This window comes from Streptomyces sp. SID5643, from assembly GCF_009872555.1.
GTDB classification, from domain to species: Bacteria; Actinomycetota; Actinomycetes; order Streptomycetales; family Streptomycetaceae; genus Streptomyces; species Streptomyces iakyrus.
In genome coordinates, this window is record NZ_WWIC01000110.1 from 1 (window position 1) to 26,703 (window position 26,703).

Annotated in this window: 31 protein-coding genes, 1 tRNA gene and 3 pseudogenes; 23 read left to right on the forward strand and 12 right to left on the reverse strand. The window is 72.7% G+C overall.

Translation table 11 applies throughout. The features are described from left to right. The 11 genes and pseudogenes from GTY56_RS14085 to GTY56_RS14135 all read left to right on the forward strand — a co-directional run. Positions 1 to 950, forward strand: a pseudogene (locus GTY56_RS14085) (ATP-binding protein); the annotation flags it as partial. Between the two features lie 68 nt (positions 951 to 1,018). Further along, the gene (locus GTY56_RS14090) at positions 1,019 to 1,450 is read left to right on the forward strand and encodes a roadblock/LC7 domain-containing protein (protein ID WP_031135180.1); all 432 of its coding nucleotides are present in this window, start codon (positions 1,019 to 1,021) and stop codon (positions 1,448 to 1,450) included. A gap of 2 nt (positions 1,451 to 1,452) precedes the next feature. After that, positions 1,453 to 1,824, forward strand: coding sequence for a DUF742 domain-containing protein (locus tag GTY56_RS14095; protein ID WP_062930368.1), 372 nt, complete (start codon positions 1,453 to 1,455; stop codon positions 1,822 to 1,824). Then, positions 1,802 to 2,431, forward strand: coding sequence for a GTP-binding protein (locus tag GTY56_RS14100; RefSeq protein ID WP_161365699.1), 630 nt, complete (start codon positions 1,802 to 1,804; stop codon positions 2,429 to 2,431). The genes GTY56_RS14095 and GTY56_RS14100 overlap by 23 nt, the downstream gene beginning before the upstream one ends. Positions 2,432 to 2,492: 61 nt before the next feature. Beyond that, the gene (locus GTY56_RS14105; protein ID WP_161365700.1) at positions 2,493 to 3,065 is read left to right on the forward strand and encodes a GAF domain-containing protein; all 573 of its coding nucleotides are present in this window, start codon (positions 2,493 to 2,495) and stop codon (positions 3,063 to 3,065) included. A 173-nt stretch (positions 3,066 to 3,238) separates the two neighbouring features. Continuing rightward, the gene (gene tdh, locus GTY56_RS14110) at positions 3,239 to 4,267 is read left to right on the forward strand and encodes an L-threonine 3-dehydrogenase, zinc-binding type (RefSeq protein ID WP_161365701.1); all 1,029 of its coding nucleotides are present in this window, start codon (positions 3,239 to 3,241) and stop codon (positions 4,265 to 4,267) included. Positions 4,268 to 4,302: 35 nt separating this feature from the next. Beyond that, a complete protein-coding gene (gene kbl / locus GTY56_RS14115) occupies positions 4,303 to 5,496 on the forward strand; it encodes a glycine C-acetyltransferase (protein WP_161365702.1) in 1,194 nt (397 codons plus the stop codon). 36 nt (positions 5,497 to 5,532) lie between these two features. Then, entirely contained in the window at positions 5,533 to 6,435 is a 903-nt protein-coding gene (locus GTY56_RS14120) for a LysR family transcriptional regulator (RefSeq protein WP_161365703.1), read from the forward strand. A 46-nt stretch (positions 6,436 to 6,481) separates the two neighbouring features. Then, positions 6,482 to 7,054 carry a helix-turn-helix domain-containing protein gene (locus tag GTY56_RS14125; RefSeq protein ID WP_161365704.1) on the forward strand — a complete coding sequence of 191 codons (573 nt, stop codon included), beginning with the start codon at positions 6,482 to 6,484 and terminating at the stop codon, positions 7,052 to 7,054. Between the two features lie 41 nt (positions 7,055 to 7,095). After that, a complete protein-coding gene (locus tag GTY56_RS14130) occupies positions 7,096 to 7,578 on the forward strand; it encodes a GNAT family N-acetyltransferase (protein ID WP_237524837.1) in 483 nt (160 codons plus the stop codon). Between the two features lie 30 nt (positions 7,579 to 7,608). Further along, positions 7,609 to 7,965, forward strand: coding sequence for an MmcQ/YjbR family DNA-binding protein (locus GTY56_RS14135; RefSeq protein ID WP_062930376.1), 357 nt, complete (start codon positions 7,609 to 7,611; stop codon positions 7,963 to 7,965). A gap of 13 nt (positions 7,966 to 7,978) precedes the next feature. Here GTY56_RS14135 and GTY56_RS14140 read toward each other — a convergent pair whose 3' ends face one another. Together GTY56_RS14140 and GTY56_RS14145 are read right to left on the reverse strand one after the other, a co-directional pair. Then, on the reverse strand, positions 7,979 to 8,893 hold the full coding sequence (locus GTY56_RS14140; protein ID WP_161365706.1) for a transketolase family protein: 915 nt from the start codon (positions 8,891 to 8,893) through the stop codon (positions 7,979 to 7,981). Between the two features lie 27 nt (positions 8,894 to 8,920). After that, entirely contained in the window at positions 8,921 to 9,631 is a 711-nt protein-coding gene (locus GTY56_RS14145; RefSeq protein ID WP_161365707.1) for a thiamine pyrophosphate-binding protein, read from the reverse strand. 135 nt (positions 9,632 to 9,766) lie between these two features. Here GTY56_RS14145 and GTY56_RS14150 point away from each other — a divergent pair. After that, positions 9,767 to 9,840: transfer RNA gene (locus tag GTY56_RS14150), tRNA-Pro, on the forward strand. Between the two features lie 179 nt (positions 9,841 to 10,019). Here GTY56_RS14150 and GTY56_RS14155 read toward each other — a convergent pair. The 4 genes from GTY56_RS14155 to GTY56_RS41145 all read right to left on the reverse strand — a co-directional run bounded on the left by GTY56_RS14155 (position 10,020) and on the right by GTY56_RS41145 (position 12,753). After that, positions 10,020 to 10,547: an NUDIX hydrolase family protein gene (locus GTY56_RS14155; RefSeq protein ID WP_033308005.1), complete on the reverse strand. Its 528-nt coding sequence runs from the start codon at positions 10,545 to 10,547 to the stop codon at positions 10,020 to 10,022. A 192-nt stretch (positions 10,548 to 10,739) separates the two neighbouring features. Next, complete coding sequence (locus tag GTY56_RS14160) at positions 10,740 to 11,552, reverse strand: SAM-dependent methyltransferase (RefSeq protein ID WP_161365708.1); 813 nt, start codon at positions 11,550 to 11,552, stop codon at positions 10,740 to 10,742. A gap of 148 nt (positions 11,553 to 11,700) precedes the next feature. Continuing rightward, the gene (locus GTY56_RS14165; RefSeq protein WP_161365709.1) at positions 11,701 to 12,516 is read right to left on the reverse strand and encodes a hypothetical protein; all 816 of its coding nucleotides are present in this window, start codon (positions 12,514 to 12,516) and stop codon (positions 11,701 to 11,703) included. Between the two features lie 111 nt (positions 12,517 to 12,627). After that, entirely contained in the window at positions 12,628 to 12,753 is a 126-nt protein-coding gene (locus GTY56_RS41145; RefSeq protein ID WP_272923368.1) for a hypothetical protein, read from the reverse strand. Here GTY56_RS41145 and GTY56_RS14170 point away from each other — a divergent pair. The 8 genes and pseudogenes from GTY56_RS14170 to GTY56_RS14205 form a co-directional block, all read left to right on the forward strand. Next, positions 12,692 to 12,979 (forward strand): annotated as a pseudogene (locus GTY56_RS14170) (ATP-binding protein); the annotation flags it as partial. The gene GTY56_RS41145 and the pseudogene GTY56_RS14170 overlap by 62 nt on opposite strands. A 118-nt stretch (positions 12,980 to 13,097) precedes the next feature. Beyond that, positions 13,098 to 13,739: a type II toxin-antitoxin system RelB family anti-toxin gene (gene relB / locus GTY56_RS14175; RefSeq protein WP_161365710.1), complete on the forward strand. Its 642-nt coding sequence runs from the start codon at positions 13,098 to 13,100 to the stop codon at positions 13,737 to 13,739. A 52-nt stretch (positions 13,740 to 13,791) separates the two neighbouring features. Beyond that, a complete protein-coding gene (locus GTY56_RS14180; RefSeq protein ID WP_237524844.1) occupies positions 13,792 to 15,189 on the forward strand; it encodes a M24 family metallopeptidase in 1,398 nt (465 codons plus the stop codon). Then, positions 15,189 to 16,166, forward strand: coding sequence for a thiamine pyrophosphate-dependent dehydrogenase E1 component subunit alpha (locus GTY56_RS14185; protein ID WP_161365711.1), 978 nt, complete (start codon positions 15,189 to 15,191; stop codon positions 16,164 to 16,166). Before GTY56_RS14180 ends, GTY56_RS14185 begins: the two co-directional genes overlap by 1 nt. Continuing rightward, a complete protein-coding gene (locus tag GTY56_RS14190; protein WP_161365712.1) occupies positions 16,154 to 17,134 on the forward strand; it encodes an alpha-ketoacid dehydrogenase subunit beta in 981 nt (326 codons plus the stop codon). Before GTY56_RS14185 ends, GTY56_RS14190 begins: the two co-directional genes overlap by 13 nt. A 41-nt stretch (positions 17,135 to 17,175) precedes the next feature. Continuing rightward, positions 17,176 to 18,537 carry an amidohydrolase family protein gene (locus GTY56_RS14195; protein ID WP_161365713.1) on the forward strand — a complete coding sequence of 454 codons (1,362 nt, stop codon included), beginning with the start codon at positions 17,176 to 17,178 and terminating at the stop codon, positions 18,535 to 18,537. Beyond that, entirely contained in the window at positions 18,534 to 19,415 is an 882-nt protein-coding gene (locus tag GTY56_RS14200) for a cupin domain-containing protein (RefSeq protein ID WP_161365714.1), read from the forward strand. Before GTY56_RS14195 ends, GTY56_RS14200 begins: the two co-directional genes overlap by 4 nt. Beyond that, positions 19,412 to 20,101, forward strand: a complete 690-nt coding sequence (locus tag GTY56_RS14205; RefSeq protein ID WP_161365715.1) for an SDR family oxidoreductase — start codon at positions 19,412 to 19,414, stop codon at positions 20,099 to 20,101. The genes GTY56_RS14200 and GTY56_RS14205 overlap by 4 nt, the downstream gene beginning before the upstream one ends. A gap of 31 nt (positions 20,102 to 20,132) precedes the next feature. Here GTY56_RS14205 and GTY56_RS14210 read toward each other — a convergent pair. From GTY56_RS14210 to GTY56_RS14225, 4 genes and pseudogenes are all read right to left on the reverse strand, one after another. Beyond that, a pseudogene (locus GTY56_RS14210) lies at positions 20,133 to 20,835 on the reverse strand (endonuclease). A gap of 2 nt (positions 20,836 to 20,837) precedes the next feature. Beyond that, positions 20,838 to 21,182 carry a DUF3140 domain-containing protein gene (locus tag GTY56_RS14215; protein WP_161365716.1) on the reverse strand — a complete coding sequence of 115 codons (345 nt, stop codon included), beginning with the start codon at positions 21,180 to 21,182 and terminating at the stop codon, positions 20,838 to 20,840. Positions 21,183 to 21,237: 55 nt separating this feature from the next. Then, positions 21,238 to 21,714, reverse strand: a complete 477-nt coding sequence (locus GTY56_RS14220; protein WP_161365717.1) for a Dps family protein — start codon at positions 21,712 to 21,714, stop codon at positions 21,238 to 21,240. Beyond that, positions 21,711 to 21,968 carry a WhiB family transcriptional regulator gene (locus GTY56_RS14225; protein ID WP_161365718.1) on the reverse strand — a complete coding sequence of 86 codons (258 nt, stop codon included), beginning with the start codon at positions 21,966 to 21,968 and terminating at the stop codon, positions 21,711 to 21,713. Before GTY56_RS14225 ends, GTY56_RS14220 begins: the two co-directional genes overlap by 4 nt. A gap of 184 nt (positions 21,969 to 22,152) precedes the next feature. Between GTY56_RS14225 and GTY56_RS14230 the strand changes: the two genes are divergently transcribed. Further along, entirely contained in the window at positions 22,153 to 23,340 is a 1,188-nt protein-coding gene (locus tag GTY56_RS14230; RefSeq protein ID WP_161365719.1) for an acetyl-CoA C-acyltransferase, read from the forward strand. 95 nt (positions 23,341 to 23,435) lie between these two features. Then, the gene (locus tag GTY56_RS14235; protein WP_161365720.1) at positions 23,436 to 24,209 is read left to right on the forward strand and encodes a sulfite exporter TauE/SafE family protein; all 774 of its coding nucleotides are present in this window, start codon (positions 23,436 to 23,438) and stop codon (positions 24,207 to 24,209) included. Here GTY56_RS14235 and GTY56_RS14240 read toward each other — a convergent pair. Further along, positions 24,195 to 24,995: an HAD-IIA family hydrolase gene (locus GTY56_RS14240; RefSeq protein WP_161365721.1), complete on the reverse strand. Its 801-nt coding sequence runs from the start codon at positions 24,993 to 24,995 to the stop codon at positions 24,195 to 24,197. The genes GTY56_RS14235 and GTY56_RS14240 overlap by 15 nt on opposite strands. 109 nt (positions 24,996 to 25,104) lie before the next feature. On the opposite strand from GTY56_RS14240, the gene GTY56_RS14245 reads away from it, so the two are divergent. Next, a complete protein-coding gene (locus tag GTY56_RS14245; protein WP_161365722.1) occupies positions 25,105 to 25,845 on the forward strand; it encodes a cobalt-precorrin-6A reductase in 741 nt (246 codons plus the stop codon). 8 nt (positions 25,846 to 25,853) lie between these two features. Here GTY56_RS14245 and cobF read toward each other — a convergent pair whose 3' ends face one another. After that, positions 25,854 to 26,624 (reverse strand): precorrin-6A synthase (deacetylating), encoded by a 771-nt coding sequence (cobF, locus tag GTY56_RS14250; protein WP_346345489.1) that lies wholly within the window; start codon positions 26,622 to 26,624, stop codon positions 25,854 to 25,856. Between the last annotated feature and the right edge of the window lie 79 nt (positions 26,625 to 26,703).

A 26,703-nucleotide genomic window follows, 5' to 3' on the forward strand; every position in this document is an offset into this window, starting at 1 on the left:
GGCGGCCGGACGGGCCGGCCGGGCTGCCTGGTCCGAACGGGACCGGGAGCGGCCCCGGCACCAGCACCGGCCCGGGCGCGTCCGGAGGACGATCCCCGGTCGGGGGCGCTGACTTCGGGGTCTCGTCCGTGCCGCTGCCCGCGTCCGGAGCAGGGTCCTCGGCCCCGCTTCCGGCTCCCGCGGCCTCCCGAGGGCACGAGCGGGAATCCGAAGCAGGCCCGGGCGGGAGCGCCCAGGGCGGCCGGCCCGCGCCCCTGCCGGTGCGCGGGGCCCGCCGGGAGCGCCCCACCCCGGCCGAGGCACGGCCCGGCATCGGTCCCGACGACCGGCGGATCCTCGCCGAGAACGTCACCGAGCCTCCCACCCCGCGCAACGGCACCGTGCGCGGCACCATGGGCAAGCCCCAACTGCCCCGCCGCCGCGCCCAGGAGCACATCGTGCCCCAGCTGCGCGACGGTCCGACGCCACGGCAGGACCCCGAGGACCTCGTGAGCCACGACCCCGGTCTGATGGCGGCCTTCCAGCGCGGCATCAGCCTCGCGGAGGCCCAGCAGAACCTGGAGGCCGGGAACATGGAGTGGGGCGACACGGCGGAAACCTCCACGGCGTCCGCCTCCATGGGCTCCGCCCCCATGGGGGCCGCCTACACGGACGCCGCACCGCTGGGCCACGTTCACATGGATTCCGCCCTCATGGATTCCGCACACGTGGATTCCTCCATGGGCTCCGCACACATGGGCTCCGCTCACATGGACCCCGCACACATGGACTCCGACCCCACGGACCCGGCCTCCTCCGGCCCCGCACACCGGGACCCGATGCCCGTCCGGCCGGTCCACCGGGAGGCGCTCCCCTCGGAGCTGTCCCCCTCGGCCAGACCGGCCCCCGGGGCCCGTTCCGACCACCGCACGACCACCACCCGGCAGGACGGGAGCGCACCGGCCGGATGACCACCCCCCTTCCCACCCCCACCTCCAGCGCTCCCGCAGACCTTCGTACCCCAAGGAGTCGATCCACCATGGCGAGCGATGCGCCGACCGCCCATGTTTCCGATCTCGACTGGCTGATGAGCGGCCTCGTACAGCGCGTACCGCACACCAGCGCCGCCGTGCTGCTGTCCTGCGACGGCCTCGTGAAATCCGTGCACGGCCTCGACCCGGACAGCGCCGACCACATGGCGGCCCTGGCCTCCGGCCTGTACTCACTCGGCCGCAGCGCCGGGGTCCGCTTCGGCGACGGCGGCGACGTGCGGCAGGTCGTCGTCGAGCTCGCCTCGACCCTGCTGTTCGTCACCACCGCCGGCTCCGGCACCTGCCTGGCCGTGCTCGCCGGCCGCGAGGCCGACGCGGCCGTGCTGGGCTACGAGATGGCCATGCTGGTCAAGAGCGTCCGCCCCTACCTGGTGACCGCACCCCGGCAGTCCGTCGAATCCCCGGCGATGAGGCCTTGAGCGTGACGGCGGCCGGTGACGGGCCCTGGCTCGACGACGCGGCCGGGCGGCTGGTGCGGCCGTTCACGGTCAGCAACGGCCGCACCCGTCCGACCGTCGCGCTCGACCTCGTGTCGCAGGTGATGGCCACCGGGGCGACCCCCCTCGGCTATCTCGGCCCCGAACACGCGCAGGCGCTCGAACGGTGCCGGGTGCCCGTCGCCGTCGCCGAGGTCGCCGCCCATCTCAAACTGCCGGTGGCCGTGACCAAGGTGCTGCTGGCGGACCTCGTCGACTGCGGGGCGCTGACCACCAAGCCCCCCGCGTTCCACCACAACCCGACGGACCGGGCCCTTCTGGAGGCAGTGCTCGATGGACTACGACGACAGCTCTGACTACACCGACGGACCGGGCCACGGTGCCGACCCGTTCCCCACCGCGCTGAAGATCCTGGTGGCGGGCGGGTTCGGCGTGGGCAAGACGACCTTCGTCGGCGCGGTCAGCGAGATCGCGCCGCTCAGCACGGAGGAGCTGCTCACCACCGTCAGCGCCGCGACCGACAACCTCGACGGCATCGAGAACAAGGTCGAGACGACCGTGGCCATGGACTTCGGCCGCATCACCCTCGACCCGGAGCACGTGCTGTACCTGTTCGGCACGCCCGGGCAGGAGCGCTTCTGGTTCATGTGGGACGAGTTGTGCGAGGGCGCGCTCGGTGCGGTCATCCTCGCCGACACCCGCCGGCTGCAGGAGTGTTTCGCCGCCGTCGACTTCTTCGAACAGCGCGACCTCGGCTTCATCGTCGCCGTCAACGAGTTCGACGGTGCGTACCGCTACGACCCCGAGGAGGTGCGCGGCGCGCTGGATCTGTCCCCGGACGTCCCGGTCGTGTGCTGCGACGCGCGGATCTCCAGCTCCGGGGTCCAGACCCTGTTGACCCTGGTACGCCATCTCATCGCCCATACCCCGGCCCCCGCGACGGAGTACGGCGCCCACATGTGACCCCCTCACACCCGCCACGGAGTGCATATATGACGCAAGCCCACAGCCCAGGAGCTCGCCCATGACCTACGACCCGCCACGCCCGGCCGGTCGTCTGCTGCTCACACCCGAGGACAAGGAGGCTCCCGCCCGCACCCGCCGTCTGCGCCGACTGGGTCTGGGGGAGCGCCCCGAACCCGCACTCGACGCCTTCGCGCACCGCCTCGCCGAGCTCACCGGGGCGCCCTACGCCATGGTCAACCTCCCCGACGAGCACGGGCAGTTCTACGCGGGCCTGTTCGTGCCGGCCGTCGCGCCGGTGGTGCGCAGCGACGGCACCAGCCCGCGCCTCGGCCGGGCCCTGCCCCGCGACCACGGCTTCTGCCCCCATGTGGTGGCACGCCGCAAGGCCCTCGTCCTGGAGGACGTCGGCGACTACCCGCGGTTCGCGGGCAACCCGGTGGTCGACGAGTTCGGCATCCGCTCCTATCTGGGGGCGCCGCTCATCGACGGCACCGGTCTGGTGCTGGGCACGGTCAGCGTCGCGGACGTCGAGCCGCGCCCGTGGGGGAAGCCCGGCCTGACGGCGATCAAGGAACACGCCGCGCTGCTCGTCGTGGAACTGGAGAGCAGGGACGGCCTGCCGCCCTACTGAAGCCCGGCGCGGGCCCCCGAGGGCGTGAAGGAAAGCTGAGGCGGCGCTTAAGAAATCCTCGATGGACCGGTCGGCCGCTGTACGGCAGATTGCAGTGCGATCCCACTCCTCTCCCGGCCCAGAGGCTGTTTCGGCATGCCCGGAGCCGGGACTCACCCCCAGGAGCCCTAGCGGTGAAGGCGCTGGTCAAGCAGAAGGCGGAACCCGGGCTGTGGCTCGCGGACGTCCCCGAGCCCACCGTCGGGCCCGGCGACGTCCTCATCAAGGTGCTGCGCACCGGAATCTGTGGCACGGACCTGCACATCCGCGCCTGGGACGGCTGGGCCCAGCAGGCGATCAGCACCCCGCTCGTGCTCGGACACGAGTTCGTCGGCGAGGTCGTCGGGACCGGGCGCGACGTCACCGACATCGGCGTCGGCGACCGGGTCAGCGGCGAGGGCCATCTGGTCTGCGGCAAGTGCCGCAACTGCCTGGCCGGACGCCGGCACCTGTGCCGGGCCACCGTGGGGCTCGGCGTGGGCCGGGACGGGGCGTTCGCCGAGTACGTCGCCCTGCCCGCCGCCAACGTCTGGGTGCACAGGGTGCCCGTCGACCTCGACGTGGCCGCGATCTTCGACCCGTTCGGCAACGCCGTGCACACCGCGCTGTCCTTCCCGCTCGTCGGCGAGGACGTCCTCATCACCGGCGCCGGTCCCATCGGCCTGATGGCCGCAGCCGTGGCCAAGCACGCCGGCGCCCGCAACGTCGTGATCACCGACGTCAGCGCGGAGCGGCTGGAGCTGGCCCGCAAGATCGGCGTCAGCCTCGCGCTCGACGTCTCCGGCTCCACCATCGCCGACGGGCAGCGCACGCTCGGACTGCGGGAGGGTTTCGACATCGGCCTGGAGATGTCCGGCCGCCCCGAGGCCATGCGCGACATGATCGCCAACATGACGCACGGCGGCCGGATCGCGATGCTCGGTCTGCCCGCCGAGGAGTTCCCCGTCGACTGGGCCCGCATCGTCACCTCGATGATCACCATCAAGGGCATCTACGGCCGCGAGATGTTCGAGACCTGGTACGCCATGTCGGTCCTGCTGGAGGCCGGCCTGGACCTCGCGCCCGTCATCACCGGCCGCTACGGCCACCGCGACTTCGAGGCGGCGTTCGAGGACGCGGCGAGCGGCCGCGGCGGCAAGGTCATCCTCGACTGGACCGCGTAACCCCCTGCCACCGCAAGCACTTCAGGAGCTGCCCCATGTTCGACTCCGTGCGCGACGACCTGCGCGCCACCCTCGACGACATCCGCGCCGCCGGACTGCACAAGCCCGAGCGCGTGATCGGCACCCCGCAGTCCGCCACCGTCAACGTCACCGCGGGCGGCCGCCCCGGCGAGGTCCTCAACTTCTGCGCCAACAACTACCTCGGCCTCGCCGACCACCCCGAGGTCGTCGCCGCCGCCCACGAGGCCCTGGACCGCTGGGGCTACGGCATGGCCTCCGTCCGCTTCATCTGCGGCACCCAGGAGGTGCACAAGGAGCTGGAGGCGCGTCTGTCCGCCTTCCTCGGCCAGGAGGACACGATCCTCTACTCCTCCTGCTTCGACGCCAACGGCGGCGTGTTCGAGACCTTGCTCGGCCCGGAGGACGCGGTCATCTCCGACGCCCTCAACCACGCCTCCATCATCGACGGCATCCGCCTGTCCAAGGCCCGCCGCCTGCGCTACGCCAACCGCGACCTGGCCGAACTGGAGGCCCGGCTCAAGGAGGCCTCCGACGCGCGCCGCCGCCTGATCGTCACGGACGGCGTCTTCTCCATGGACGGCTACGTCGCCCCGCTGCGCGAGATCTGCGACCTCGCCGACCGCTACGACGCGATGGTCATGGTCGACGACTCCCACGCGGTCGGATTCGTCGGTCCCGGCGGCCGCGGCACGCCCGAACTGCACGGCGTCATGGACCGCGTCGACATCATCACCGGCACCCTCGGCAAGGCCCTCGGCGGCGCCTCCGGCGGCTACGTCGCCGCCCGCGCCGAGATCGTCGCCCTCCTGCGTCAGCGCTCCCGGCCGTACCTGTTCTCCAACACCCTCGCTCCCGTGATCGCGGCGGCCTCCCTGAAGGTCCTCGACCTGCTGGAGGCGGCGGACGACCTGCGTGTCCGGCTCGCCGAGAACACGGCCCTGTTCCGCCGCCGCATGACCGAGGAGGGCTTCGACGTCCTTCCCGGCGACCACGCCATCGCCCCGGTGATGATCGGTGACGCGGCGGTCGCCGGGCGCATGGCGGAGCTGCTGCTGGAGCGCGGCGTCTACGTCATCGGCTTCTCCTACCCGGTGGTGCCGCAGGGCCAGGCCCGCATCCGCGTCCAGCTGTCGGCCGCGCACTCCACGGACGACGTCAACCGCGCGGTCGACGCCTTCGTGGCGGCACGGTCGGAGCTGGAGGGCTGACCGGCAGCACCCGGTGCATTTGAGACAATCGATCGCATGATCGAGGCGCGGCGGCTCCACATCCTCCGGGCGGTGGCCGACCACCGTACGGTGACGGCGGCTGCCGCCGCGCTCTACCTCACTCCGTCGGCCGTCTCCCAGCAGCTCGCCGCACTGGAGCAGGAGACCGGCCACCGGCTCGTCGAACGCGGCGCCAAAGGCGTACGGCTCACCCCCGCCGGCGAGATCCTGCTCAACCACACCAACGCCGTCCTCGCCCAGCTGGAGCGGGCCGAGGCCGAGCTCGCCGCGTACAGCTCGGGAGCGGCCGGCACCGTCACGGTGGCTTCCTTCGCCACGGGCATCGCCCTGGTCGTCGCGCCCGCCGTGGCCGCTCTCGCCGACTCGGCGCCCGGGATCCGCATCCGCGTCCAGGACGCCGAGGGCGACGCCAGCCTGCCGATGGTCCTGGACCGGCAGGTCGACGTCGCCGTCGCCGTCGAGTACCGCGGGGCGCCGCCCGCGGACGACCCGCGCCTGACCCACGTCCCGCTGTACGCCGAGCCCTTCGACGCGGTCGTCCCGGTCACCCACCGCCTGGCCGACGCGGCCGAGGTGCCGCTCGCCGACCTGGCCAAGGACCCGTGGATCGGCCAGTATCCGGGCAATCCCTGTCACGACGTGGTGATCCTGGCCTGCGAGAACGCCGGTTTCCAGCCCCGCATGGAGCACTGCTCGGACGACTTCCGCGCGGTCGTCGCCCTCGCCTCGGCCGACGCGGGCGTCGCCCTGGTGCCGCGCTCGGCGCTGCGCGGCATGGACCTCGCCGGGGTGGTCGTACGCCCCGTCGACGGAACGGCCCCGACGCGCCGGGTCTTCGCCGCCGTACGCAGGGGAGCCGAGGATCACCCCCTCATCCGGCCCGTGCTGGACGCGCTCGGCGCGGCGGCGCGGGTGTGAGCGGCCCGTAACGCAACCGTCTCATATCCGGGATAGCGTCCCGGATATGAGAAGCGACGAGGTGGACCCCGTCGACGCGCGGCTGGGTGCACGCCTGGCCGGGCTCCGGGCCGAACACGGCTGGTCCCTGGGGGAGCTGGCGGACCGCAGCGGGGTGAGCCGGTCCACCCTGTCCCGGGCCGAGCGGGCGGAGACCAGCCCCACGGCCTCGCTCCTGAACCGCCTGTGCGCCGTCTACGGGCGCACCATGTCCCAGCTGCTCAGCGAGGTCGAGGCGGAACCGGAGGCCGTGGTCCGTTCCGCCGCGCAGCCCGTCTGGCAGGACCGGACCTCCGGCTTCGTCCGGCGGTCCGTGTCGCCCCCGCACCCCGCCCTGCGCGGCGAACTGGTCGAGGCGCGCCTCGCCCCCGGAACCGACATCGCCTACGACCGCCCGCCCGTGGCGGGTCTCGAGCAGCACATCTGGATCCTGGAAGGGGCTCTCGACGTGACCGAGCAGGACACCGAACACCACCTCCGCACCGGGGACTGCCTGCGGATGCGCGTGTGGGGACCGACCCGGTTCCGGTGCGCCGCTCCCGAGGGCACCCGGTACCTGCTGGCGGTGGTGCGGCCGTGATCCGCCTGGACGCAGCTCAACTGCTGCAACATGCTGGGGACTTGGCGGACCTGCTGGTCGGCACCGTGAACGGTGGCGCCTCGGTCGGCTTCCTCGCCCCGCTCGGCCGCGCGCAGGCCCTGGCCTGGTGGCAGGAGCGAGCCGGGGAGGTCACGGCGGGCCGGCTCGTCGTCTGGGCGGCGCTCGACGGGGAGCGGGTGCTCGGCACGGTGAGCCTGGCCTTCCCGGGCAAGCCCAACAGCCGCCACCGAGCCGAGCTCGTGAAGCTGATGGTGCACCCGGACGCCCGCGGCCGCGGCCTCGGCCGCGGGCTCCTGGCCACGGCGGAGGCCGCGGCCGCGGCGGCCGGCATCACCCTCCTGCACCTGGACACCGAGACCGGCAGCCCCGCCGAGCAGCTGTACCGCTCCGCCGGCTGGACCCCGGCCGGCGCGATCCCCGACTACGCGGCGGACCCGGGCGGAGTGCTGCGCCCGACGACGATCTACTACAAGCACGTACCGGCGGCCGCTCTCACCAGGTGACTGTCGGTGGCAGCCGCTACCGTGCCTGCCATGCCGGATGCCGAAGACGTACGACGGATCGCCCTGTCCCTGCCGGACACGACGGAGAAGATCGCCTGGAGCATGCCCACGTTCCGGGTCGCGGGAAAAATGTTCGCCACGCTGCCGGAGGACGAGACGTCCATCGCCGTGCGCTGCCCCAAGGAGGAGCGGAACGAACTGGTGCTCGCCGAGCCGGGGAAGTTCTGGATCGCCGACCACGAGTCCCAGTTCGCCTGGGTGCGGGCCAGGCTCGAAGCCATCGAGGACGAGGGCGAGTTGCGGGACATCCTCGCCGACTCCTGGCGCCAGGCGGCCCCGACCCGGCTCCTGGAGGCTCACCCCCGGCTCGGCCTGCCGGCGCAGTGACGTCCGCCCGGTCTCACCCCCGGAGGGCCGCCGTCCCGGCGAAGCCCCCGATGCGCTCCCGCAGCGACCGGGCGTCGAGGCCGTGGGCGGCGACATGCTCCTCCACCTGCCCGTAGCGCCGCAGCTCCCGACGGCCCACGCCGAGCCCGAGGACCCGGTGCGGCACATCCGCCAGCGCGTCGTTCGCGGCGGCCGTCGAGGTGCCCGCCAGGTAGGGCTCGACGAGGACGACGTCCGTCCCGGCCGTCTCGGTGGCCCGGCGCAGGGCGGCGCCGTCGAAGGGGCGGACGGTGGTCGCGTACAGGACGGTGACGTCCAGCCCCTCGGTGGCGGCGAGTACCGCGTCGAGCATCGGCCCGACGGCGACCACCACGCCGGAGCGTCCCTCGCGGACCGTGCGGAAGTGCTCGCCGTCGACCGGTAGCGCCTGGCCGTTGGCCTGTACGGACAGCCGTACGTACACCTTGTCGTCGCCCGCGGCGACCGCGTGCCGCAGCAGCGTCTCGGCTTCGTCCGGGTGCCCCGGCACGTGGACGGTCCAGCCGTCCAGGGTGTCGAGCAGCGCCACGTCGCCCGGCGCCATGTGCGTGTAGCCCCCGGCCGGCCAGTCGAAGGAGGCGGCGGCGCTCACCAGCACCGCCCCCGCGTCCTGGTGCCCGAGGTCCAGCTTGACCTGCTCGAAGGGCCGCTCCACGAGGAAGCTGGCGAAGGTGTGCACGACGGGCCGCAACCCCGTCAGCGCCAGCCCCGCCGCCGCCCCGATCAGGAGCTGCTCGCGGATGCCGACGTCGACGACCCGGCCGGGATGGCGGCGGGCGGCCTCCGCGAAGCCGTCCGTGCCGATCGCGGCGAGGACCACGGCGACCCGGGGGTCCTCGTCGAGGAGCCGGGAGACGACGGGGGCGAAACGGTCACGCATGGTGTCCATGGGGAGAGGTTCCTTTCGGTGCGGGGTTCAGGCGGACTTCGGCTCGACCCGGGCCACGACCACGTGCGGGCGGCCGGGGTGCGGCGCGGTGAAGGCGGCGCACAGGGCCTCGTGGTCACGGCCGTCGACGGTCAGCGCGGACCAGCCCGCCGCCTCGAAACGGGCGGCGATCCCGCCGGGCCGCGCGTAGGCGGCGGAGGCGTTGTCGACGACGACGGTGTGCAGCCGGTCGAGCCCCGCGGGCCCGGCGAAGGCGATCGCCTCGTGGTTGCTGCCCTCGTCCAGCTCGGCGTCTCCGATGAGTGCCCACACCCGCGGCTCGTCGAGCCCCTGGGAGCGCAGCCCCAGCGCCGTGCCGACGGCGATGGGCAGCCCGTGCCCCAGTGATCCGCTGCCGATCTCGGCCCCCGGCACGAGCGTCCGGTCGGGGTGGTGGCCGAGCGGGGAGTCATAAGAGCCGAAGCCGGGCAGCCACTCCACCGGCAGGAAGCCCTTGGCGGCCAGCACAGCGTAGTACGCCATCGGCCCGTGCCCCTTCGACAGCAGGAACCGGTCCCGCCCCGGGTCCTCCCGGCTGTCCGGGCTCACCCGCAGGACGCGGTCGTAGAGGACCCACAACACGTCCAGCGTGGACGTCGCGGCCGGGCCGTGCTTCTCGTCGCCGGTCATCAGGCCCATCAGCCCCGGCAGATCGGCGTAGGTGTACGTCTGCGTGTGCGTCAGTGTCGCGTCGGTCATGACGACGAGCATGCAACCTCAAGCAAACTTGAGGTCAAGCGGTGTTCCCCGGAAACGGATGCGCGATCAGCGGTGCGAGTGCGGTATTGTTTCCCTGCGCGTTCGGCCGGGGGAATCCCCAGGTCAGACGGGCAACGGGACGTGGCGCAGCTTGGTAGCGCACTTGACTGGGGGTCAAGGGGTCGCAGGTTCAAATCCTGTCGTCCCGACAGCATCGATGAGCGGGTCCGCCGGAATCGGCGGACCCGCTCATCGCGTAAGGGGTCCGGCGACGCGGACCAGCGGACGGCGCTCCCTCGGCCCCGCGAGGTCCCCCGGTCCGGAGACGGCACCGTGCGGGACGCCCCCGGGTATCTGCTGGACGCCCTTTCCCGACCGCCCGGGACGGTCAGATCACGCAGCCCGCATGCGCCAGCGCCTGCTTCAGCAGCACCCCGTGCCCGCCCGGCATCTCGCTCTGCACCGCCTCCGAGACGGCCTCCTGCGGGCTGAACCACACCAGGTCGAGGGCGTCCTGCCGGGGCCGGCAGTCGCCCGTCACCGGCACGATGTAGGCGAGGGACACCGCGTGCTGGCGTGGGTCGTGGTACGGCGTGATGCCCTGGGTGGGGAAGTACTCCGCGACCGTGAACGGCTGGAGCGACGCCGGGACCCGGGGCAGCGCGACCGGGCCGAGGTCCTTCTCCAGATGGCGCAGGAGGGCGTCGCGGACGCGTTCGTGGTGCAGTACGCGGCCGGAGACCAGCGTCCGGCTGACCGTTCCGTCCGGCCCGATGCGCAGCAGCAGGCCGACACTGGTGACTTCGCCGCTGTCGTCGACGCGGACCGGGACGGCCTCGACGTACAGGATCGGCATGCGGGCGCGTGTCATCTCCAGTTCGTCGGAGGACAGCCAGCCGGGCGTGGTTTCGGTCATGTCAGACATTGCTTGATCATACTTTCAGCCGTTCGGACTTCCTGGGTAGCCGCTCCTGGAGAACTGTGACCGGCCACACGCCTGTTCAATCGTCCTCCGGCCCGTCGGTCTGCAGCAGGCAGACCCGCAGGGCGTTGTCCGCCCGGCCCGGCGGGCGATCCGCAGCGCGTCCGGCTGCGGAGGCGGCCGGCGTCAGGGCTTCACGGCCACCGCGCCGTACTGCGGCACCAGCACGGCCGACCCGGGCTCGGCACGCCACTGCCCGCACGACACCATGCCCGGTTCGAGCACCTCGAGGCCCTCGAAGAACGCGGCGATGTCCGCGCCGCTGCGGGCGGTGATCGGGGGAGTGGCGTTCTCGTTCCAGAACTTCATGGCCGGGATCTGGCCCGCGCCGCCGAGCTCGTCGTCGAAGGTGGGGTGGGTGAGGACGAGGAAGCTGCCGGACGGCACCGCGGCCATCACCCGGCGCACGATGTCCCGGGCCTTCTCGACGTCGAGGACGAAGTTGAGGATGCCCAGCATCATCACGGCGACGGGCTGCGTGAAGTCGAGGGTGTGCCCGGCCCGTTCGACGATGGCGTCCGGGTCGTGCACATCGGCGTCGATGTAGGCGGTGACGCCGTCGCGGGTGCCGGTCAGCAGGGTACGGGCGTGCACCAGCACGATCGGGTCGTTGTCGACGTAGACGACGCGGGAGTCGGGCGCGAGCCGCTGGGCGATCTCGTGGGTGTTGTCGGCCGTCGGCAGTCCCGTGCCGATGTCGAGGAACTGCCGCACTCCGCGCTCACCGGCGAGGAACGACACGGCCCGGCCGAGGAAGTCCCGGTCCGCCCGGGCGATGTCCCGGATGACCGGGAACATGCCGGCGACGTGCTCGCCGACCTGCTGGTCGACCTCGTAGTTGTCCTTGCCGCCGATCCAGAAGTTCCACACGCGCGCGTTGTGCGCCACACCGGTGTTCAGTCTCGTCGACCCTCCCGAAGGGGTGTGGCCATCACTCACGACTCGTCCTCTCCTCGCACGCCCGACCCGAACCGGTCGTCGCCGCCATTGTGCCGCTCCGATGATCACGCTGTCCCGGGAATCGGGGGAGCGGGCACGACGGTCGGCGCCGGCGGCTCGCAGGGAGTCGATCGCCGTGCCGGGCCGCTCAGTTGGGGCTCGGGGCGGGGGACTTCCCGGCCAGGACGTCCTTGAGCCGCTGGGTGCCCTGCTGCACCGCCTGTTGCGCCGACTCGTTCTCGTCCCCGTCGAGCCCGCCCGCCGTGACGGTGATCGCGTCGTCCCCCACGCGCACGGCGGCGACGTCCAGGGTGAGCGTGGCGTCGTCACCGCCGGCCGAGCCCTGCACCGTCACGCGCAGTCCCTGACGGGCGTCGCCGACCTTGGGCAGGGAGATCTCGATGACCTGGACGGTGCGCTTCTCGGTGCCGTCGGTCACGGTGAACCGGTCGCACTTCTCCGGCAGGGTGCCCAGCCAGTTCAGGGACTCCTGCGGGTCGGTCCGGTCGTAGGAGGCGACCTGGTACAGCAGGCGGGAGTCGCCCTGCTGGAAGCCGCGCAGCTCGGAGGCGCCGGACGGCCTGCCCAGCAGATCGTCGTCGAACAGCGACTCCAGCAGCCGCCGGCAGTCGGACGCCTGGGCCTTGGCGGTGAGGAAGTCGGAGACGTCGACGGTGCCGATGAGCAGGCTGTCGTGCCAGTTCTCCGCCTCCGTGTCCTTCACCTGCGTCCAGTCGTCCTCGATGTCCGCCTCGGTGATCAACGCGGTCCGGGCGCCGTCCGTGGAGAGGGTGGCGGTGGGAGAGGGGGTCTGCCGCTGTCCCGCGACCTGTGACGCGGTGACGCCCCGGACGCGCGAGCCGTCCGTGCCGCCGTCGTCCGAGCAGGCGGCGGTGCACAGCAGCGTGCCCGCTGCCAGGGCGGGGGAGAGAACGCGGACGAGCCGGGACGGACGACGGGTCATCGGGAGTGCCTCCTGGGAACGTGACGCGTGCCCTCAGCGCACCACCGGCGCCGAACGCCCACCACCGGCGCCGGACCGTTCGGGTGAGCGCCACCGGGGGTGCCCCGCGGCTCACGTTCCGGGCCGGGCGTGGCCGTTCTGCCAGGCCCAGGCCGCGATCTCGACGCGGTTCCGGGCGGCCGGCCTGGTCGTCCAGGAGGCGCCGACCAACGTACGGCGGCACGCCGCGGACGCCACGGCGGTCACCGTCCGCCTGACCTGTACCGCCGGCCGCCTGGAGGTCACCGTGACGGACGACGGCCACGGCGGCACCCCGTTCCCGGAGGCCGCGTACGGCGGTGGCTTCGGCATCGTCGGTCTCACGGAACGGGTGACGGCGCTGGGAGGCGAACTGCACGCCGGGCCGCGTGCGGGCGGGGGAGCGGGGTGGCAGGTGCGGGCGGTGTTCCCTGCGGGGAGGTAGGACGGCCCTGGGGCGACTCGACTCCTGGCGCGCGGACCCACACCCGCTGTTCAATGAGGCTGCACACACCGCACACACCGCACACACCGCACACTCCGTTCGAGCAGAGGAGCCGCCCGTGTCACCCGCCGTCGTGCCGCCCCTCGGCGCCCGCATCCGGCAGGCACGCCTGGAGCGCGGCACGAGCCTGCGCGCGCTGGCCCGGGAGGTCGGTGTGTCGCCGAGTCTCGTGTCGCAGATCGAGACCGGCAAGAGCCAGCCGTCGGTCAGCACGCTGTACGCGATCACGACGGCCCTGGGCATCTCGGTCGAGTCCCTCTTCGACATCCGGGAGAGCGTCGTCGCGTCCTCGCCGGGGGCGCCACCCGGCACCGTGCCGCACGCCCTGGCCGCCCTCGCCGCAGATCCGGGGCGGCGGATCGGGCCTCTGGTCGGCGCGGACGGGCGCGAGACGCTGGAACTGGACTCGGGGGTCGTGTGGGAGCGGCTCGGGCGGGTGCCGGGCGCGGAGACCGACTTCCTGCTGGTGACGTACCGGCCCGGCGGCTCCTCCTCCGGCTCCGGCGCGCTGATGCGGCACCCCGGCACGGAGTACGGCCATCTCACCTCCGGCGAGCTGGTCCTCACCCTCGGATTCGAGGAGTACACGCTGCGGCCGGGCGATTCCGTCTGCTTCGAGTCGACGACACCCCACCGCTACCGCAACGATGGAGAGGTACCGGCGGTGGGCGTCTGGTTCGTGTCCGGCGATGTTCAGTGACACTTGACACCCATCGCACACGGGCGTTCACTCCGGAGTGGGGGTGGTCGCCATGGCGATCCGCACATACGGCCCCAACGCCGTCGACTGGGAAGAGCGCATCGACCTGGACCGGCTGCGCGGGCAGCGGCTGACCCGGCTGCACGAATCCCTGAACCGTTCCGGCCTGGGAGCGGTGCTCGGTTTCGACTTCGCCAACATCCGCTACATGACGGCCACCCACATCGGCACCTGGGCGATGGACAAGCTGATCCGCTTCGCCCTGCTGGTGCGCGACGGCGAACCGGTCGTCTGGGACTTCGGCTCCGCCGCCCGCCACCATCAGCTGTACAACCCGTGGCTCGACCACAGCGACGGCAAGGGCGGTCCGCCCACCGGTGCCCGGGCCGGCATCTCCACCCTGCGCGGCGCCTTCCACCCGGACGCCGGGATCGCCGAGGACGTGGCCGCCAAGATCGCCGCCGAGCTGCGTGAGCACGGGCTCGCCGGCGAACCCCTCGGCGTCGACGTCGCCGAGATGCCGGTCCTCGCCGCGCTGCGCGCCGAGGGCATCGACGTCGTCGACGGGCAGCAGGTCTTCCTGGAGGCCCGCCGCATCAAGACCGGCGACGAGATCGCCCTGCTCACCCAGGCCTGCGCCATGGTCGACGCGGCGTACGAGGAACTGTACGGATACCTGCGCCCGGGCGTGCGCGAGAACGAGTGCGTCGGCGTGGTCAGCAAGGTCCTCTACGACCTCGGCAGCGAGTACGTCGAGGGCGTGAACGCCATCTCGGGCGAGCGCTGTTCACCGCATCCGCACGTCTACAGCGACCGGTTGATCCGCCCCGGCGACCCGGCGTTCTTCGACATTCTGCACAGCCACCTGGGCTACCGCACCTGCTACTACCGCACGTTCGCCGTGGGCAGCGCCTCGCGGGCACAGCGGGACGCGTACGTGCGCTGCCGGGAGTACATGGACGAGGCGATCGCGCTCGTCCGTCCCGGTGCGACCACCGCCGACGTCGTGCGGGTCTGGCCCCGCGCCGAGGAGTTCGGCTTCGCCGACGAGACCGCCGCGTTCGCCCTCCAGTACGGACACGGTGTGGGCCTGTCCATCTGGGAGAAGCCGATCTTCAGCCGCCTGGTCTCCCTCGACCACCCGGAAGTCCTCGAAGAGGGCATGGTGTTCGCCCTGGAGACGTACTGGCCGGCCGCCGACGGCTGGTCCGCCGCCCGGATCGAGGAGGAACTGGTCGTCACCGCCGACGGCTGCGAGGTCATCACCAAGTTCCCCGCCGAGGAACTGCTGGTGGCCGGGCGCAAGTACTGGACGGTGGGCGGCGAGCTGAACACCCGTCGCGAGGCGCAGTCCCACCTCAACACGGGGGACCGGGTGCCGGCGGACACGGGGGAGCGCGCCCATGCGCACACCACGGACCGCCCGCCGACGACCGGCCGGGACCGCTGATGGACGCCACCTCGCTCCTCGACCGGTACGAGCGGATGAACGTCATCCGCCGGACCGAGAAGGCCGCCCACGACCTGTTCCTGCGGGGCCTGGTGAAGGGCACCACCCACCTGGCCGCCGGGCAGGAGGCGATCGCCGTGGGGGCGAGCGCCGCCCTGCGCCCGGACGACTACGTGTTCGCCACCTACCGGGGCCACCACCACGCCCTCGCCCGGGGCGCCACCCCCGAGGAGTGCCTCGCCGAGCTGATGAGCCGGGCGACGGGGCTGTGCAAGGCCAAGGGCGGCTCCATGCACCTGACCAAGGCGGCCACCGGCATGCTCGGCTCGTATGCCATCGTCGGCTCCCATCTCCCGATGGCGGTGGGCGCGGCCTGGTCGGCCCGGTTGCGCGGCACCGAGCAGCTCGCGGTCGCCTTCTTCGGCGACGGGGCGACCAACATCGGCGCCTTCCACGAGTCGCTCAACCTGGCCGCCGTGTGGAAGCTGCCGGTGCTGTTCGTGTGCGAGAACAACCTGTACATGGAGTACACGCCGATCGCCGACGTCACGGCCGTGCCCCGGCCCGCCGCCGACCGGGCCCCGGCCCACGGCATCCCGGGCGAGGTCGTCGACGGCAACGACGTGGTGGCGGTCGAGGAGGCGGTGGGGCGGCTCGCGCGGCAGGCCCGGGCCGGAGACGGGCCCGCCGTGCTGGAGGCCGAGACCTACCGGCACTTCGGTCACAGCCGCGCCGACCCGGCGGCCTACCGCCCGCCCGAGGAGGTCGAACGATGGCTGAAGCACGACCCGCTGGACCTCGCGCGGGGGCGCCTGGCCGAGCTGGGCGTGGACGAGGAGACGCTCGCCGGGGCCGACGAGCGGGCCCGGGACGTCGTGGAGCGGGCCGTGGCGGCGGCGAAGGCCGCGCCGCCACCGGATCCGCGTGAGGCGCTGACCGACGTGTGGGCGGACGGGGGTGCCGCATGGCGGACGTGATCACCTACCGGGAGGCCGTCGCCGAGGGCATCGCCCGCGAGATGCGGCGGGACGCGTCGGTGGTGTGCCTCGGGGAGGACATCGCCGCGGCCGGCGGGGTGTTCAAGACCACCACGGGCCTGCTGGAGGAGTTCGGACCCGACCGGGTGTGGGACACGCCCATCTCCGAACAGGCCATCATGGGCGCGGCGATGGGTGCCGCCATGACCGGGATGCGGCCCGTCGCGGAGATCATGTTCTCCGACTTCCTGGCCTGCTGCTGGGACTACCTCGCCAACGAGATCCCCAAGGTCCGCTACATGACCGGCGGCCAGGTGACCGTGCCCCTCGTCGTGCGCACCGCCAACGGCGGCGGGCTGGGCTTCGGCGCCCAGCACTCCCAGGCCACCGAGAACTGGGCCCTGACCGTCCCCGGACTGAAGATCGCGGCGCCGTCGACTCCGGCCGACGTCGTCGGCATGCTGGCGGCGGCGATCCGCAGCGAGGACCCGGTGGTCTTCTTCGAGCACAAGGCACTGCTCGCGGCCAAGGGGCCGCCGCCTGGGCCGGATCACGTCGTCGAGCTCGGCCGGGCCGTGGTCGTCCGCGAGGGCACCGACATCACGCTCGTCGCGCTCGCCTCGACGGTCCCCCTGGCCCTGAAGGCCGCCGACGTCCTGTCCGGGGAGGGCATCGAGGCCGAAGTGATCGACCTGCGCTGCTTGATACCGCTGGACGCCGCGACCGTCCTCGCCTCGCTGGGCAGGACCTCGCGGCTCGTCACCGTCGAGGAGAACCCGTACCAGGGCGGCTGGGGCGCCACCGTCGTCTCGGTCGTCGCCGACGAGGGATTCTCCCTGCTGGACGCACCCGTGCGGCGGGTGGCGGGGGAGTGCGTCCCGCTGCCGTTCGCCGACACGCTGGAGCAGCAGGTCATCCCCACCGTCGACAAGGTCGTCACCGAGGTGCGCAGGCTCGCCGCGTACTGAGCAGCACACCCGCCACCGAACACCCCATGGGAGGAAGCGCGATGACCACCAGGACACTGCTGCGCTCCGGTCACGTGATCTCGATGGACCCGGACATCGGGGACCTGCCCCAGGGGGACGTCCTCGTCGAGGACGGCAGGATCGCGGCCGTCGAGCCCGAGATCAGCGCCGACGCCGAGGTCCTCGACATGACCGGCCACATCCTGATCCCCGGCTTCGTCGACACCCACCGCCACACCTGGGAGGCCCCCCTCCGGGGCGTCGCCCCCGACGCCACCCTCGACGACTACTTCGTCGACATCCTCGACACCTTCGCACCGCTGTACACCCCCGAGGACGTGTACGCGGGCAACCTCGCGGGCGCGCTGGAGTGCCTCAACGCCGGCATCACCACGCTCGTCGACTGGTCGCACATCAACAACACCCCCGAGCACCCGGACGCGGCGATCCAGGGCCTGAAGGACTCCGGCATCCGGGCACGGTACGCGTACGGCAGCGCCAACACCTCCCTCGCGGACTACTGGTTCGATAGCCGGATCGTGATCCCGGCGGACGACGTACGACGTGTCCGGGAGGCGCACTTCGCGTCCGACGACGGCCTGCTCACCATGGGCCTCGCCACCCGCGGACCAGGCTTCTGCGTCGACGAGGTCGTCACCGCCGAGTGGGCCATGGCGCGCGAGCTCGGCCTCCCGATCACCGTGCACGTGGCCATGGGGCGCCTCGCCGGCCGCTTCGGCATGGTCAGGCAGCTCCACGGGCTGGGGCTGCTCGGCCCGGACACCACCTACGTCCACAGCTGCTACCTCAGCGAGGAGGAGTGGCGGATGGTCGCCGACAGCGGCGGCACGGTGTCGGTCGCGCCGCAGGTGGAGCTCCAGATGGGGCACGGCTGGCCGCCCGTGATGCAGGCCATCGAGCACGGTCTGCGGCCGTCCTTGAGCATCGACGTCGTCACCACCGTCCCCGGCGACATGTTCACCCAGATCCGCGCGGCCTTCGGCGCCGAGCGTGCCCGCGTCAACGCGGACTGCTGGCAGGCCAACATGCCGGTGCCCGGCACCATGCTGACAGCGCGGCAGATGCTGGAGATCGCCACCGTGAACGGCGCCCACGTCGCCGGTCTGGAGGACCGCACCGGCTCCCTGACCCCGGGCAAGCGCGCCGACATCGTGGGGATCGACGCCACCGCCCCGAACGTCGCCCCCGTGCACGACGCGGCGGCCACCGTGGCGCTGTGCGCCGACGTCTCCAACGTGGACACGGTCCTCGTCGACGGCGTGATCCACAAGCGGGACGGCCGGCTCCTCGGCGACACCGCCCGTGCCCTGCGGCTCGTCGGCGCGTCCCGGGACCGGCTCCTCGCCGCGAAGGAGGCCAAGGGAGCGAAGGCGCCGGCATGACGAATCACCTGGTGCGTCACGCCGCCGGCCTGCCCGAGCCGCCCCACGACGGCCGCGGTCACCGGCGCCGGGCGCTGGTCGGCGAGGACGACGGCAGTGTCCACACCGGCTTCGGCCTGTGCGAACTGCTCCCGGACGGCCGGACACCCGCTCATGTGCACTCCTACGAGGAGACCTTCTTCGTCCTCGACGGGGCCGTGATCCTCGACCTGCCGGACGGCTCGTACCTGCTGGAGACGGGCGACTACGGCGTGCTGCCCATCGGCGTTCCGCACGCCTGGCGCGGGGCCGGGCGCAACGGCGGCCGCTGGGCGGACATGCTGGCCCCGGTGCCGCGCGCCCGCTACGGACACGACACCCAGGCCGTGCCGGACCTGCCCGCGCGCGAGCCGGCCCGGGTCGACGTCCGCGACCCGCGCACCCGCTCCTTCGGCCACTTCGAGCCCGCCCAGCTGGATCCCGGCCGGCAGTCCCAGGACCTGCTGGCCGTCACGGCGAGCATGCGGACCGCCCTGCTGGTCTACAGCGGGATCACGGTGAAGATGATGATCGACGGCGAGCTGGGCGCGGTCGCCTCGACCATGTTCATGGTGCAGTACGCGTCCGCCGGGGTCATCGGAACCCACGACCATCCCTTCGAGGAGACCTATCTGATCCTGGAGGGCGTGGCCGAGGCCACCCTGGACGGCGAGCGGTACCGGCTGGAGCCCGGCGACCTGGCCTGGGCGGGCGCCGGATGCGTGCACGGATTCGTCAACGCGGGGCAGGGGACGCTGCGCTGGCTGGAGACACAGGCGCCGCAGCCGCCGTCACGGCACTCGTACCGGTTCACGCGGGACTGGGACTATCTGCGCGCGGCACTGGAGGAGAAGTCATGAGCACTGTGCTCGTCGTCGGCGGTACGTCCGGGATCGGGCTGGAGTTCGCCCGGGCGCGAGCCGGGCAAGGCGACGACGTCGTCCTCACCGGCCGCGACACCCAGCGGTCCGAAGCGGTCGCGAAGGAGGTCGGCGCCCGCGGCCTCGCCCTCGACCTGGCCCGGCCGCTGGAGATCGCGGCGGCCCTGGCCGGCATGGGGCGCGTCGACCATCTGGTGATCGCCGGCGTCACCCGGGACGACAACAAGGTGACCGAGTACGACATCGACGCCGCCCTGCGCCTGGTCACCCTGAAGCTGGTCGGCTACACGGAGGTGGTGCACACGCTGCGGAGCCGGCTGCACGACGACAGCTCCATCGTGCTGTTCGGCGGCCAGGCCAAGGAACGCCCCTACCCGGGCGCGACGACGGTGGCGACGGTCAACGCGGGAGTGCGGGGGTTGATGAACTCCCTCGCCGTGGAGCTCGCTCCCGTAAGGGTCAACGCGGTGCACCCCGGCGTCGTGGGAGACAGTCCGTACTGGCAGGCCAAACCGGAGAAGGTCCTCGCCACGCTGCGCACCGAGACCCCCACGGGGCGGCTCGCCGCGATGGCCGACGTGGTGGACGCGGTGGACTTCCTGCTGCGGAACCGGTCGGTGAACGCGGTGGAACTGTGCGTGGACGGTGGCTGGTTGCTCGGGTGAGGGACGGTGGTGCGGGGCGTGGTGCAGCCGCTCAGCCGACGCGGCCGAGTGTGTCCCGCACGACCTCCTTGTCCAGGGCCGCCCGCACCAGCGCGGCGGCGAGCACGGCCGGGTCGGTGTCCCCGGCCGGTTCGGTGAGGCGCTCGGGGTCCTGTGGCAGGCCCAGCCGTTCGGAGCCCTGGAGTGCCTTGGTGTCCAGGCAGGGGGCGGCCTGCGGCCGGACGCCCTGGGCCTCGCGCAGAAAGATGCCGGCACCTGCCGGTCCCATGCCGGGGAACTCCGTGAGGAGGCGGCGCAGTTCCGGAGCCTCGCCGTCCGCTTCCCGGCGAAGCCGCCGCAGATCGCCGCCCCACCGCTCGCTCACAGCTCGGCGGCGTCGCCGAGCGGAGCGGAGCCGAAGCGAATGGGGGTACCCCCTGCTCGAAGAGCTTGGGGGAGGGTGGCCGTGCGCTCGTCTTAGCGCCGGTAGCCGCCCCGGCCGAGGGCGTCGACCCGCTGCTGCCAGGTGGCCCGCGCCATGCGGCGCGGATCGCGCAGCCCCGCCTCGTGCAGGGCGCGGGCGGTGGCCAGCGCGATCGAGCCGCGGATACGGGCACTGAGCAGGTGGGAGAGCACCAGCAGCCGGTACAGCGGCTGCGGGGTGTCCTTCAATGCGATGCCCGCCTCCTCGGCGTAGGTGCAGTGCGGCCGTGCGCGCCGAGGAGTTCCTGTACGACGCGCTCCCGGCGGCCCACGCCTACCCCTTCAGCGGGTCGTGCCCGACCGTCATCAGCCGGCGCCGGCGCCGGGTGTCCTCGGCCGTCACCTCGGGCTCGGGCTCGTTCTCCAGGTCCACCTGGCCGGTGACCGTGTCCACGACCTTCCGCATCACGCGCAGGTCGTCCTCGGTCAGGTCGGTGCGCCGCTTCTGGAGGATCGCAAGGACGTGCTGTCCGGTGGCCGAGCCGGCCTGGTCCGGCAACGGCTCGGTGTCCTCGTCGGCGTCGCGGACCCGCAGCCAGGCCGCGAGCTCCTGCGAGGTCATGTTCACCACGCGGTGGAAGTCCTCCCACAGCGCGTCCAGTTCGAGGGCGTCGGTCATCGCCTGCCCCTTCCGTGCGTACGTCGGATGTCCTGTGCCCGTCCCCGTCGCCGGCTCAGCGGGGGAAGTTCTCGGCGTCGAACATCCAGCGCTGCTTCTCCAGCTCCGCCGTGACGCCGATCAGCAGGTCCTGGGTGACGGGGTCCGCCTTCTCGGTCGCGCCGATGCGCTCCCGCAGCCGGCCGACCGCGTCCTCCAGCGCCTCGACCATCACCTGCACGGCGTCCGAGTCGCGCACCCAGCCCTCCTTCGGGGCGGGCAGCGTGAAGGCCTTGGCGATGGTCTCCGGCCGGCCGTCCGGCGGGACGCCGAGCGCCGCGGACCGCTCCGCGACGGTGTCGGCGAAGTCCCGTGCCGCCGTGACCACCTCGTCGAGCTGGAGGTGGATGGACCGGAAACGGGGGCCCACGACGTTCCAGTGCGCCTGCTTGCCGACCAGCGAGAGCCCGAGCAGATCCACCAGGGTGTCCTGGAGCGCCTCGCAGGAGACCTTGCGGGCGTCGTCGGGCAGTGTGCTCCTCACAGCCGTCATAGGGCACTTCTCCTTCTCGCGTCGTTCCTGGTCGTACGGAGCAGTGCGTCGCGCTCCTCCTCGCCGGTGCCGCCCCAGACTCCCGAGGCCTGACCGCTGCTCAGCGCGAACCTCAGACACGGGTCGGTCACCGGGCAGCGCGCACAGACCCGCTTGGCGGCGCTCACGTCGCGCAGGGCAGGGCCGGCAGTGCCCACGGGAAAGAACAGTTCGGGGTCCTCGTCCACGCAGGCGGCGCTCCGCAACCACTCCATGACCGCGCGGGTGCCCTGGGCGCACTGGTGCAAACGCGTCGCACGAGGGTCGTCCGGCCTGCGATATGACCTGCCGGGAAGCCTGGAAGGCGCAGAATCTTCACAGGCGGGAGGCCGAGGGGCTATAGTCCGAAACTAGCAGTGCTAATTAATGCGCGTTGATGCGCGGCGTGAGGAGCCTCTCGTGCGTCCCGTCCACTTCGCGGCCGCCCGCCGCACCCCCATCGGCAAGCTGCGGGGATCCCTCTCCTCGGTACGGCCCGACGACCTCGCGGCGACGGTCGTCCGCGCCCTGGTGGCCGGCGTGCCCGCTCTGGACCCCGCCCGGATCGACGACGTCTACTGGGGCGCCGCCAACCAGGCCGGCGAGGACAACCGCAACGTCGCCCGGATGGCCGCCCTGCTCGCCGGCCTGCCCGACTGCGTGCCCGGCGCCACCGTCAACCGCCTCTGCGCCTCCGGTCTGGAGGCCGTGACCACGGCCGCCCGCACCATCGCCGCCGGCGAGGCCGACATCGTGATCGCGGGCGGCTCCGAGTCGATGAGCCGCGCGCCCTTCGTCCTGCCCCGCCCCGACGACGCCCTGCCGCACCGCATGGAGACCGCCGACACCCGGCTCGGCTGGCGCCTGGTCAACCCGGCGATGCGCGACCTGCACGGCCTGCTGGCCATGGGCGAGACCGCCGAGGAGGTCGCCGCACGATACGGCATCCCGCGTGAACGCCAGGACGACTTCGCCCTGCGCAGCCATCAGCGCGCCGTCCTGGCCCGCAAGAACGGCCACTTCGACGACGAGCTCCTCCCGGTGGAGCGCCCCGACGGTGTCGTCGTCGACACCGACGAGTGCGTCCGCGAGGACACCTCGGTCGAGAAGCTGGCCCGGCTGAAGCCGGTGTTCCGGGACGGCGGCACGGTCACCGCGGGCAACGCCTCGCCGATGAACGACGGCGCCGCCGGCCTGCTCCTCGTCAGCGAGGGGGCCCTGAACGACCTGGGCCTCGAGTCCCTGGGCCGCTATGTGGCGGGCGGCTCGGCCGGTGTCCACCCCGACGTCATGGGCATCGGTCCCGTCCCCGCCACCCGCAAGGTGCTGACCCGCGCCGGGTGGAGCGTCGGCGACCTGGAGGAGGCCGAGTTCAACGAGGCCTTCGCCGCCCAGGCCCTGGCCTGCGTGGACCAGCTCGGCATCGACCCCGATCTGGTCAACCCCAGCGGCGGCGCCATCGCGCTGGGCCATCCCCTCGGCTGCTCCGGCGCCCGCATCCTGACCACGCTGCTCCACCGGATGCGGCGAACGGGGGCGGGACGGGGCCTCGCCACGATGTGTGTCGGCGTGGGACAGGGCAGCGCGGTCCTCGTCGAACGGGCATAGCGGCAGCCGAGCGGTGGCCCTGCCGGCCCGGCGGGCCCACCAGGCGAGACAGCGCTTACGGGCACCGGTTCGTTGCACATAGCATCAGTGTTCGCATGAACACCATGACGCTCTGGCACATCACCGGCTGGGAGTTCGCCGCCCTCGCCTTCGCGGCCCTGCTCGTCGGCTTCTCGAAGACCGCCGTGAGCGGGGCCAACACGGTCAGCCTCGCCATCTTCGCCGCCGTGCTGCCCGCCCGGGCCTCCACCGGCGTGCTGCTGCCCATCCTGATCGCCGGAGACCTCCTGGCCGTCGCCACCTACCGGCGGCACGCCCACTGGCCCACCCTGTGGCGGCTGTTCCCGGCGGTCGCCGCGGGCGTCGTCGTCGGCACGGTGTTCCTGCTCTGGGCGGACGACGCGGTCGTACGGACCTCGATCGGCGCGATCCTGCTGCTGATGGCGGCCGTGACGGTGTGGCGCCGACGCACGGCGGAGAAGGAGGAGGACCCGGAGTCGGTCACCACGCGCTCGGGCCGGATCAAGGCCCGCTCCTACGGTGTCCTCGGCGGCTTCACCACCATGGTCGCCAACGCGGGCGGCCCCGTGATGTCGATGTACCTGCTCTCCGCGGGCTTCCGCAAGCTCGGCTTCCTCGGCACCTCGGCCTTCTTCTTCCTGATCGTCAACGTCTCCAAGCTGCCCTTCAGCGCGGGCCTCGGCCTGATCGACGGCCGCTCGCTGCTCCTGGACCTGGCCCTCGTGGCGTTCGTGGTGCCCGGCGCGCTGTTCGGCAAGTGGGCCGTGCACCGGATCAACCAGCGGCTGTTCGAACAGCTCGTCATCGCCGCGACCGTCGTGGGCGGCCTGCAACTACTGCTGCGCTGACCCCCGCAGCAGCGCCGGAAGGTCCGCGAAGGAGTCGATCACGCGGTCGGGCGTGCCGTCGGCGTCCCGCAGCGTCTCCGGCTGGAACTTCCCGGTCCGCACGAGCACTCCGGTCATCCCGGCCCGCTGCGCCGCCAGCACGTCGGACTCGACGTCGTCCCCCACCATCACCGCCTCCTGCGCGCCGACGCCCAGCCGGGCGAGTGCCGCCGCGAAGAACGCCCGCGACGGCTTGCCGGTGATCTCGGCCTCGACCCGCGCGGCCCGCTCCAGCCCCGCCAGGAACGCCCCGGAGTCCAGCCTCAGCCCCTCGTCCGTACGCCAGTACAGGTTGCGGTGCATCGCCACCAGCCGGGCCCCGTGCTGCAGATGCCCGAAGGCCCGGTCGAGCTCCGCGTACCCGAACTCGGGACCGGCCCCGCCGACCAGCACGACATCCGGCACGGTCCCCGTGTCACCCGCCCCGGCGACCGTGACACCGCCGAGGTCCTCCGCGATGTCGCCGCTGTTCAGCAGCGCGCACCGGGCACCGGGACAGTGCTCGGCGAGGTACGCGGCGGTGGCGGCGGGCGCGGTCAGGATGTCCCCGGCGGACACCGGGAACCCCGCCTCCGCCAGCGTCCCGGCGATCGACGCCCGGGTGCGGGAAGTGGTGTTGGTGACCAGCAGGACGGCGAACCCGGCCTCCCTGACCTCCCGCAACGCCTCGACGGCCCCGGGCAACGGCCGCCACGAGACGGTGAGCACCCCGTCGATGTCGATGAGCACGGCACGCACGGACCCCATGCCAGGACGATAGCCAGGGGGAACCGGACGCGCCGGTCGAGTGGCGGACACCTCCCCGGCCCGCCCCCGTCGTGACGCTCACCGTGAGGCACCTCGTACGCTCGGCGGCGTGTCTCCTCACGTTCTGGTCCTCGGCGGCACGGCCGAGGCACGTGCCCTGGCCGCCGCGCTGGCCGGGCGCCCCGGTGTGCGCGTCACGTCGTCCCTCGCGGGGCGTACGGCGAGGCCGGGGACGCTCGACGGGGACGTGCGCGTCGGGGGCTTCGGCGGGGCCCGGGGGCTGGCCGCGTGGCTGCGCGAGCAGGCCGTGGACGCCCTCGTCGACGCCACCCACCCCTTCGCCGAGTCGATCACGGCCAACGCCGCCCGCGCCGCGGCCGAGACCGGCGTACCCGCGGTGGTGCTCCGCCGACCGGGATGGCGGCCCGGCCCCGGGGACCACTGGCACCCGGTCCCCTCACTGGACGCGGCAGCCGGCCTGCTTCCGCGACTCGGCCGCCGGGTGCTCCTCACCACCGGGCGTCTCGGCCTGGCCTCCTTCGCCCACCTGACGCGGCTCCACTTCGTCGTGCGGTCGGTGGATCCCCCCGAGCCGCCGATGCCGCCCGACACCCACGTGCTGCTCGCCCGCGGCCCGTTCACCGTCCCCGGCGAGACGAACCTGCTGCGCGAGCACCGCATCGACGTCCTCGTGACCAAGGACAGCGGGGGAGCGGCGACGGCGGCCAAACTGACCGCGGCCCGGGACCTCGGCCTGCCGGTCGTGGTCGTACGGCGGCCGCCGCTGCCGGACGGTGTGACGGCCGTTCCCGATGTGGAGGGCGTGCTGGAGCGGCTGGGGCTCGGGTAGGGCGTTCGTCAGCCGCGGGGGTTGCGGCGCAGCAGATACGTGTCCATGATCCAGCCCTTGCGCTCCCGGGCCTCGGCCCGCAGCCGCTCGATGCGGGGGGCCGCCTCGGCGATCGGGCCGGAGGCGAGGATCTCGTCCGGGGTGCCGATGTAGGCGCCCCAGTAGATGTCGACGTCCTCCTGCGCGTACCGCCGGAACGTCTGGTGGGCGTCGAGCATCACCACCACGTCGTCCACGCCTTCCGGGAAGCCCTCCGCCAGCCGCCGGCCGGTGGTGATCTGCACCGGCCGGGCCACCCGGTTGAGGCCCGTGCGATGCCGGGCGACGAGCGCCGAGACGCTGCTGATGCCCGGCACGACGTCGTAGTCGAACGCCACGGCCCCCCGCTCCAGCACCTCCTCCAGGATCCCCAGCGTGCTGTCGTACAGCGACGGATCGCCCCACACCAGGAAGGCGCCGGTCTGCTCCTCGCCGAGCTCCTCGGTGATCAGCCGCTCGTAGATGTCGGCGCGGGCGCTGCGCCAGTCCCCGACGGCGGGTGAGTAGGCCGCGCCGCCGGCGCTCCGGTCCCGCTCGGGGTCGCGCGCCTCGACGACGCGGTACGCCCCCTCGGGCACGTGCGCGTCGAGCATGTCCCGGCGCAGCCCGGTGAGATCCGCCTTCACCTCGCCCTTCTCCAGGATGAAGAACACGTCCGTGCTCCGCAGCGCCCTGACCGCCTGGAGGGTGAGCTGGTCGGGGTCGCCCGCGCCGATACCGATGACATGAATCTTTCGCACGGCCCGAGTCTGCCGCACGGAGATCCGGACGGGTACACCGAGGTCGGCGTGCACGGAGATCCGGACGGGTACACCGAGG

Coding starts and splice junctions, on each gene's coding strand:
- kbl (WP_161365702.1), top strand. CDS start 4,303: ATGTTCGACTCCGTGCGCGACGACCTGCGCGCCACCCTCGACGACATC.
- GTY56_RS14180 (WP_237524844.1), top strand. CDS start 13,792: ATGGCGATCCGCACATACGGCCCCAACGCCGTCGACTGGGAAGAGCGC.
- GTY56_RS14100 (WP_161365699.1), top strand. CDS start 1,802: ATGGACTACGACGACAGCTCTGACTACACCGACGGACCGGGCCACGGT.
- GTY56_RS14120 (WP_161365703.1), top strand. CDS start 5,533: ATGATCGAGGCGCGGCGGCTCCACATCCTCCGGGCGGTGGCCGACCAC.
- GTY56_RS14235 (WP_161365720.1), top strand. CDS start 23,436: ATGAACACCATGACGCTCTGGCACATCACCGGCTGGGAGTTCGCCGCC.
- GTY56_RS14125 (WP_161365704.1), top strand. CDS start 6,482: ATGAGAAGCGACGAGGTGGACCCCGTCGACGCGCGGCTGGGTGCACGC.
- GTY56_RS14195 (WP_161365713.1), top strand. CDS start 17,176: ATGACCACCAGGACACTGCTGCGCTCCGGTCACGTGATCTCGATGGAC.
- GTY56_RS14200 (WP_161365714.1), top strand. CDS start 18,534: ATGACGAATCACCTGGTGCGTCACGCCGCCGGCCTGCCCGAGCCGCCC.
- GTY56_RS14090 (WP_031135180.1), top strand. CDS start 1,019: ATGGCGAGCGATGCGCCGACCGCCCATGTTTCCGATCTCGACTGGCTG.
- GTY56_RS14190 (WP_161365712.1), top strand. CDS start 16,154: ATGGCGGACGTGATCACCTACCGGGAGGCCGTCGCCGAGGGCATCGCC.
- GTY56_RS14155 (WP_033308005.1), bottom strand. CDS start 10,547: ATGACCGAAACCACGCCCGGCTGGCTGTCCTCCGACGAACTGGAGATG.
- GTY56_RS14135 (WP_062930376.1), top strand. CDS start 7,609: ATGCCGGATGCCGAAGACGTACGACGGATCGCCCTGTCCCTGCCGGAC.
- GTY56_RS14165 (WP_161365709.1), bottom strand. CDS start 12,516: ATGACCCGTCGTCCGTCCCGGCTCGTCCGCGTTCTCTCCCCCGCCCTG.
- GTY56_RS14215 (WP_161365716.1), bottom strand. CDS start 21,182: ATGACCGACGCCCTCGAACTGGACGCGCTGTGGGAGGACTTCCACCGC.
- GTY56_RS14185 (WP_161365711.1), top strand. CDS start 15,189: ATGGACGCCACCTCGCTCCTCGACCGGTACGAGCGGATGAACGTCATC.
- GTY56_RS14240 (WP_161365721.1), bottom strand. CDS start 24,995: ATGGGGTCCGTGCGTGCCGTGCTCATCGACATCGACGGGGTGCTCACC.
- GTY56_RS14225 (WP_161365718.1), bottom strand. CDS start 21,968: ATGGAGTGGTTGCGGAGCGCCGCCTGCGTGGACGAGGACCCCGAACTG.
- GTY56_RS14145 (WP_161365707.1), bottom strand. CDS start 9,631: ATGACCGACGCGACACTGACGCACACGCAGACGTACACCTACGCCGAT.
- GTY56_RS14220 (WP_161365717.1), bottom strand. CDS start 21,714: ATGACGGCTGTGAGGAGCACACTGCCCGACGACGCCCGCAAGGTCTCC.
- GTY56_RS14140 (WP_161365706.1), bottom strand. CDS start 8,893: ATGGACACCATGCGTGACCGTTTCGCCCCCGTCGTCTCCCGGCTCCTC.
- GTY56_RS14205 (WP_161365715.1), top strand. CDS start 19,412: ATGAGCACTGTGCTCGTCGTCGGCGGTACGTCCGGGATCGGGCTGGAG.
- GTY56_RS14105 (WP_161365700.1), top strand. CDS start 2,493: ATGACCTACGACCCGCCACGCCCGGCCGGTCGTCTGCTGCTCACACCC.